6 protein-coding genes are annotated in these 6483 nt (G+C 50.7%); 1 reads left to right on the forward strand and 5 read right to left on the reverse strand.

Features of this window, described 5'->3' with window-relative positions:
• Nucleotides 1-308: NAD(P)/FAD-dependent oxidoreductase (locus tag AC1WIP_RS09590; RefSeq protein ID WP_481141632.1), on the reverse strand; the 308-nt coding region annotated here is incomplete at its 3' end.
• Nucleotides 309-462: 154 nt separating this feature from the next.
• Here AC1WIP_RS09590 and ymfI point away from each other — a divergent pair.
• Nucleotides 463-1212 carry an elongation factor P 5-aminopentanone reductase gene (ymfI, locus tag AC1WIP_RS09595; RefSeq protein WP_481141633.1) on the forward strand — a complete coding sequence of 250 codons (750 nt, stop codon included), beginning with the start codon at nt 463-465 and terminating at the stop codon, nt 1210-1212.
• A 63-nt stretch (nt 1213-1275) separates the two neighbouring features.
• On the opposite strand, the gene AC1WIP_RS09600 is transcribed toward ymfI, so the two are convergent.
• The 4 genes from AC1WIP_RS09600 to AC1WIP_RS09615 all read right to left on the reverse strand — a co-directional run bounded on the left by AC1WIP_RS09600 (nt 1276) and on the right by AC1WIP_RS09615 (nt 6461).
• A complete protein-coding gene (locus tag AC1WIP_RS09600; RefSeq protein ID WP_481141634.1) occupies nt 1276-1557 on the reverse strand; it encodes a hypothetical protein in 282 nt (93 codons plus the stop codon).
• A gap of 90 nt (nt 1558-1647) precedes the next feature.
• Nucleotides 1648-3936, reverse strand: a complete 2289-nt coding sequence (locus AC1WIP_RS09605) for a DUF4125 family protein (protein ID WP_481141635.1) — start codon at nt 3934-3936, stop codon at nt 1648-1650.
• Nucleotides 3937-3943: 7 nt separating this feature from the next.
• The gene (locus tag AC1WIP_RS09610) at nt 3944-4705 is read right to left on the reverse strand and encodes an HD domain-containing protein (RefSeq protein ID WP_481141636.1); all 762 of its coding nucleotides are present in this window, start codon (nt 4703-4705) and stop codon (nt 3944-3946) included.
• Between the two features lie 85 nt (nt 4706-4790).
• Nucleotides 4791-6461 (reverse strand): ABC transporter ATP-binding protein, encoded by a 1671-nt coding sequence (locus tag AC1WIP_RS09615; RefSeq protein WP_481141637.1) that lies wholly within the window; start codon nt 6459-6461, stop codon nt 4791-4793.
• Nucleotides 6462-6483: the final 22 nt, after the last annotated feature.

Raw genomic sequence — 6483 nt, forward strand, 5'->3', positions numbered from 1 at the left:
GTTTTCGTCTCAAGCGCTTCCTCTTTTGTTTTTACAATTTTATAGCTTCCTCTATCCTCAACAGACTCCACCTCAGCTTCCTTAAAGGCCACTCCCAGCTTATCCGCATGTGCCCGAAACTGCATTCCCATATCAAATCCGTTGATCCCGGGCATTCCCAGGTAATTGTCAACCTCATAGGTGGTCAGCACCTGTCCTCCGCTCATGGGATTTTTCTCTATCACCAGGGTATCAAGTCCGGCTCGCTTTCCATAAATGGCCGCTGAAAGACCTGCGGGGCCCGAACCGATAATAATTAAATCATACATTTCTCTTAACTGTGCCTCCCTTCTGACATACGGTAAATCCGATATTTTCCTGTCTTTTCATAGTGTAGCAGTTTTTATCTGGAAAAGCAAGGCTGCATGTGATAGGCTATAGAGAAGAATGGATGTCTTTACGGCACCCGGGAAAGGAAGTACTATGGAACCGTTTTTACAAGAAAAAAAAGATCCTCCCAAAACCGCCCTGATCACCGGAGCCTCCAGAGGCATTGGAAGGGCCTGCGCAAAAGCCTTTGCAGAGGCCGGTTATTCGCTGCTTCTAACCTGCAGCAAGTCCATGGAGGAGCTTGTGACGCTGACAAAGGAGCTCTCTGCACAGTACGGAGGCTGTTACAGGCCGCTTAGGGCCGATATGGGCAATATAGAAGAGGTGGCCCAGGTGTTTTCAGGGCTTTCCACACTGGATGTGTTAATCAACAATGCGGGTATCTCCTATGTGGGGCTTTTATCTGAAATGTCCCCGGCGGACTGGAGACGGCTTATGGCCGTAAACCTGGATTCCTGCTTTTACACCTGCAAATATGCCATTCCCCTGATGCTGAAAAAGCATTCGGGGAAAATCATCAACGTCTCCTCGGTCTGGGGCAGCGTGGGCGCTTCCATGGAGGTGGCCTATTCCGCCTCCAAGGGGGCGGTAAACGCCTTCACCAGAGCGCTGGCAAAGGAGCTGGCTCCCAGCAATATTCAGGTAAACGCAGTGGCCTGCGGAGTGATTGACACTTCCATGAACGCCTGCTTTTCCAAGGAAGAGCTGGAGGCGCTAAAAAGGGAAATTCCCGCTGACAGACTGGGAACGCCCCAAGAGGCTGCCGCTCTCATCCTGCAGACCGCCCAGGCTCCTTCCTATATGACAGGACAGATTATCACAATAGACGGCGGATGGTGTTGACCATCCGCCGTCCTTTCTCACGCCTCTTTTTCGGGAAACGTTCCGCCATTTTCCTGCAGGCGGTCAAAGCAGCTTGTCCCCGCTTCCGATTCCCTCTTCCATCTCTTTTTCCGTGGCCACAACGGAATTTAAGTCTCCGCCCGGCACCAGAGAATTTACAATTTTTTCCATCTCCTCCTTGGACCGCGCGTCTTTGCAGCGAAGGATCAAATGCTCCTTCTCGGTTTCTGTCAGCCCGGCGTAGCCTCGCAGAGCCGGTTCGTTCCTAGCAAGGGCCATTCCAAAGCCCAGGGGCAGTTCCCCAAAAGGAAATCCGGTTTCTCCGGTGGTTCCTCCAATATCCATAGCACACTCTCCTTTTTTCCATGCAAGCCTTATCAGCTCTAGCCTTATCGGTATCTGACAGGTATTATGTGCATTTCGGAGTATTTTATGCTAAAGCTTCATAAACGCCTCAGCCGCCTCTAAATCCGCATAGCCGTAAAGTTTCACGCTGTTTGTCATAATGTCAAAGGTAAGATTTCTGTTTTCCCTTGCATATTCCACCACATACCGTCCGTACAGCTCCAGCATTTTGTCGGAGTAGGTGCCAAGCTCCCCCCTAAGGTAGGTCTCATAGGAGGTATTATAGAGGTTGTCGTCATAGGTGTGGACGCTTCTTGCGTTTTGTGCAAGATGGGGATACTTTTGGGAAAATTCTTCCATCCATCCCACCTGAAGCTTTACAATCTGCTCGATGATCTGCTTCTTTTCCTGGGAAAGTGCCGGAAAATGATCCTTGATCTTTTCATATTCCCCGGGGGCGGTGCTCTCCATCATACGTCCATACTTTTCCTCAATCAGATTATGTCCTCTTTCGTATTCCCGGCGGAAATCATATAAATACTGCAGAAGCATGGTGCGGTTCCAGGTGAGATACTGGCTTTTGCGCATAATGGAAAAGGTGGGCCAGTCGTTCTGACAGCTGGCTCTTCCCCCCACATTATGCACCTTGTCAAAGGCCTCGAATTCCAGTCTGGCAATCTCCTCCACCAGCTCCTCATCGCTTTTTACGCTGATGCCCGCCTTATATACCAGCTCCTGGGCATGGGCATCCAGATAGGAATCCGTATCGCTGAGAAAGCTGTTGTCATACAGCTCCTTTGCCAGAAAAGCCCCTGTCTGTTCGATCAGCTCTTCCGGGTTTTTTTCTCTTAGAATCCCCGCAAGCAGTCCGCACAAGGCTTCCCCGGCAGAAAGCAGCAGGGTGCTTTTATAAAGCCACTTATCGTGGGGCGGATATTTCCCTTCTATATAATGCTGCAGCTTCATAGCTTCCCTGACGCCATCCGCCAGCATGATACGGGCCGTCACCTGATCCCCGCGCCCCTTCATTCTTCCATAATTATACTGGGCCGTCTGGGCAAAGCGGGCGCTGCTCTCCGCCAGCTTCAAATATCTTATGTTCTCCGGATATCCCATTAAAAGCTTTTGGCGGAATTGAGAGAAAATCCCCTCCTGATCCACAAAAACCTCTCCATTTACCGCCGCCGCAAGAGCCGCATCCGGCACACTGCTCCAATCGATGTCCTCGTAGCGCTCCGCCTGCAGCAGCCCTTTGTAAAAGCCGGAAATGGTCATAACGCCTCTTCTTCCCCGGCCGGTATCCGTCACCACCCTTTGAAAGCCCTTAAACTCTCCAGGCAGGCTCTCATAGGCCCTAGAAAGCGCCTCCCCTATCTCCTGGTAGGTTTCCTCCGTCACCCAGAGGCAGAAATCAGGCCCCCAGTCGTGATCTCTGGAATACCGGTCGTCAAAGCCGAAGCAGTCCGAGCCCTTCCCCACAAGCCCTGCTGCAATTTTATCCTTGTACGGGGCAAATTGTTGTTCCAGCATAGGTCTGCCATAGGTTTCATAATATTCTCTGGACAGGACAAGTCCCTGTTCATCCTCCCTGGCCGCTGCCGCCTCGCAGACGGAAGCATTTTCCGCAAGCCTTCTGTAATGCTCATTCTTCCCAAGGCTTGCCTCTATCCTGTCCATGGCTTTTCTGAATGTCTCCGCAGCCCGGGCGTACTCCTTCTTTTTATAATAGTAGGTGCCCATGGCGGAGAGGGCCGCCGCATAATGGGTGTCCTCCACGCCCATTTCATGAAAAGCCTCTGCAGCTTCCTTCGCATAGGCAAATGCCGCCTCGTCCTGCCCAAGGTTCAGACAGGTTCCCGCAAGGTTTGCCCTGCTCACCGCGGCTTCATACGCCGCCTTGTTTTTTTCCGCAATCATAAGAGCCTTCTCCTGGCACTGCCCCGCCTTTTCAAACTCTCCCATTTCCTGATACAAAAGACTTACGTTATTGTACAGGCTGGCCTTAAGCATATCATCCTCAGGAAGCAGTCTGTCATAAACCTCCTTGGCCTGCCTGTAGCAGTCCAGAGATTCCTGGAGGCTTCCCCCGGCCCTGTAAGCCGTCGCCGCATTCAACAGGGTTGTGGCATAGGGAATACTGTCCGTAAGTCCCATCTGTCTTGCCAGATGAAGGGCCTGCCCAGCCGCCTCATAGGAGTCCTCTGTGCGGCTGGTCTCTCTGTAATAGCCGATCAGCTCATTTAACAGCGAAAGGAGACTGTTGTCATCCCCCTCCCTCTGGGCCTGGGAAACGCTCTCCTTAAGCAGCCGCTCCGCCTCCTGTCCTTTGTTTTCTCCGTAATATTCATCCACCTGTTTCAAAATTGCTTCTACGTCCATTTTTACCTCATTTCATTTTTTCCCGTATCTGTGCAAACTGCTGCCTGGTCACTGGATTCTTGGAGGGAAAATGCAGCAGCTTCTCCAGATACCCTTGTTTTTTTACAATCTCTGTGCTTTTTGGGTAGACCAGCTCAAATACCAGGGAAATATGTCCCACAACATGATCCACCGCCGTCTTTTTCAGGCTCCGCAGCACCGCATGTCCCTCAAAAAAGCTTTCCATCACCTGGGGGGAAACCTGTTCGCCATAAAGCACCTCTGTACTCACATTATAAATCTCCTCCAGCGGAAATTCCACATTTACCTTTAAAATATCTATTTTATCCGCATCCCGCAGGATATTGCAGAACATTGCCGTCCTGTCATCCAGATTTTCAGGAATCCGGTAGGCGCTGTGATAAAAAACGGCAGTCCGTATCAGCCCGTCCTCGCTGTCTTCTTCTACAAAATCCCGGATGCTTACGGCGGACTCAGCTTCCCCAAACAAAAGCTCAGCCCCGTACCTGGCATGATCAATGGAAAGGGCGTCATTGAAGGTTCCATATCTCCTTTGCTGCTCAAATCTTCCCAGATCATGAAGCAGGCCAATCAGCCATGCAAGGTCTCTGTCCTCTTTAGACAGTCCTAAGGAATCGGCGATTTCCTCACATAATTCACTTACCCTGAAGGTGTGCTCCACCTTAAGCCGGATCATATCCTTCTGCACGTCAAAACCATTTACATACGCCCAAAAGGCACTTTTTGCTCGCTCTCTGTCTATCTGCATATCCTTTCTCTCTCCTTTTCAGCTCTGATAATACTGCGCCTGGGCATTCCACAGCTCCCGGTACAGCCCTTCCTCCTTTTCCAGCTCAAGATGGCTGCCCCGCTGAACCACCCGTCCTGCCAAAGCCTGCATAAACCTCACATTCTGAAAGAGGGTCCAGGGCTGCGGTAGGCTCATCCATAATCACAAAGGGCGCGTCCTTATAGATGGCTCTGGCAATGGCTATCTTCTGCTTTTCCCCGCCGGAAAAGATCACCCCTGTGTCATCAAATTCCCTGTCCACATAAGTATAAATTCCATCCTCCAGCTTTTCCGGAAGCTCTCCTAAGCCCGCCCGTTCCAAGGCGTCCTTCACTCTTCCCTCATCCGCCTGTGTATTTCCCGCAATATTTTCCCCAAGGGGAAAGGAAAACAGCTTAAAATCCTGAAACACCACGGAAAAAAGCCTGCAGTATTCCTGGTGGTCATACTCCCTGATATCCACGCCGTTTACCCGGATACAGCCCTCCGTCACGTCATACAGTCCGCAGAGCAGCTTGATAAAGGTGGTCTTTCCAGAGCCGTTCTTCCCTACGACAGCCATCCGTTTTCCAATGTCCAGCTTCAGATTCAGATCCCGAAGCACATATTCCTCGCTTCCCGGGTACCGGAAGGACACATGCTCGAACTCCACGGAAAATCTGCCCTCTCCAGGCTCCTCCAGCTTTTTTACGCCTTGCTTTTTCCCCTTTCCCAAATCCATGTACTCCCCGTAATCCCTTGCATAAAGAGCCACCTGCTTCATATATCCCATAGAATCCGCAAGTCTGGCCACCGCCTTGGAAAACTGCAGGATACTGGAGGCGTAGGTGACCACGCCGCCCACAGAAATCACTCCCGCATAGGCTCTCAGGCCGGTAAACAGATACACAAGCAGGCCGGATAAATCCGAAAGGCTTCTGCCGATCAGCTGTTTTCTCACAAACAGTCTTGTCTGGGCCTTCTCGCCCTGTTTCATCCTCTCAGCGCTTTTTCCCGTATCCTCCAAAATGATCTTCTGCTGTCCGTAAATACGCAGATCCTTCTGGGCGTCAGGTCTGGACAAGATATCCATATAATAATCCAGCTGATTGTATTCCCTGGCCATATCATCTTCCATTTCCTTTAACCGCGCAGTATAACCAAGGCTCAGCTTGTAATTAAACATGATCATAGCCCCCAACAGGCAAAAGAGAAGCGCCGCACTCTGCCAGGAGGCAATAAAGCCCTGACTGGTTCCGCTTTTTTCTGCAAACAGCGGCAGCAGAATACAAAGGGAAATAAAAATGGATACTACGGAGGTAATTAAAAATTCAAGGTGATACAGCATCCAGCCCACTGTGCCCAAGGAGGAATGATTCTGTCCTCTGAACCGAAGCTCCTGCACATGAAAATCCTCCAGATATTCATAATCCATTTTCAAAGCCTTCTCGTTGAGATATCCAGCCTCAATCTCCTTGATATATTCATTTTTCCGGTTAAAGCTCTCTCTCGTCCAAGCCTGCAGCATCTGCAGAAGCATATTCACCAAAAGCGCCGTCAGGACATATCCAAGCAGCACCCCCAGCTGTACGCCTGCATACACCTGATCCAGCAAAAAGCCCATGAGCACCACTGTAATGTAAGGGCGCACCGCCTCCAGCACAGCCGTACACGTCATGCTTGCAACGATTTTTCTCTGCTTTCTGCAAAAGTCCGAGAGGAGCCTTAAAATAGCCTTAAAGTCTTGCCGATTCATAAAATATGCCCTCCTCTCCCCC

This window comes from Acetatifactor sp. (genome assembly GCF_982438285.1).

Coding starts and splice junctions, on each gene's coding strand:
- ymfI (WP_481141633.1), top strand. CDS start 463: ATGGAACCGTTTTTACAAGAAAAAAAAGATCCTCCCAAAACCGCCCTG.
- AC1WIP_RS09600 (WP_481141634.1), bottom strand. CDS start 1,557: ATGGATATTGGAGGAACCACCGGAGAAACCGGATTTCCTTTTGGGGAA.
- AC1WIP_RS09605 (WP_481141635.1), bottom strand. CDS start 3,936: ATGGACGTAGAAGCAATTTTGAAACAGGTGGATGAATATTACGGAGAA.
- AC1WIP_RS09610 (WP_481141636.1), bottom strand. CDS start 4,705: ATGCAGATAGACAGAGAGCGAGCAAAAAGTGCCTTTTGGGCGTATGTA.
- AC1WIP_RS09615 (WP_481141637.1), bottom strand. CDS start 6,461: ATGAATCGGCAAGACTTTAAGGCTATTTTAAGGCTCCTCTCGGACTTT.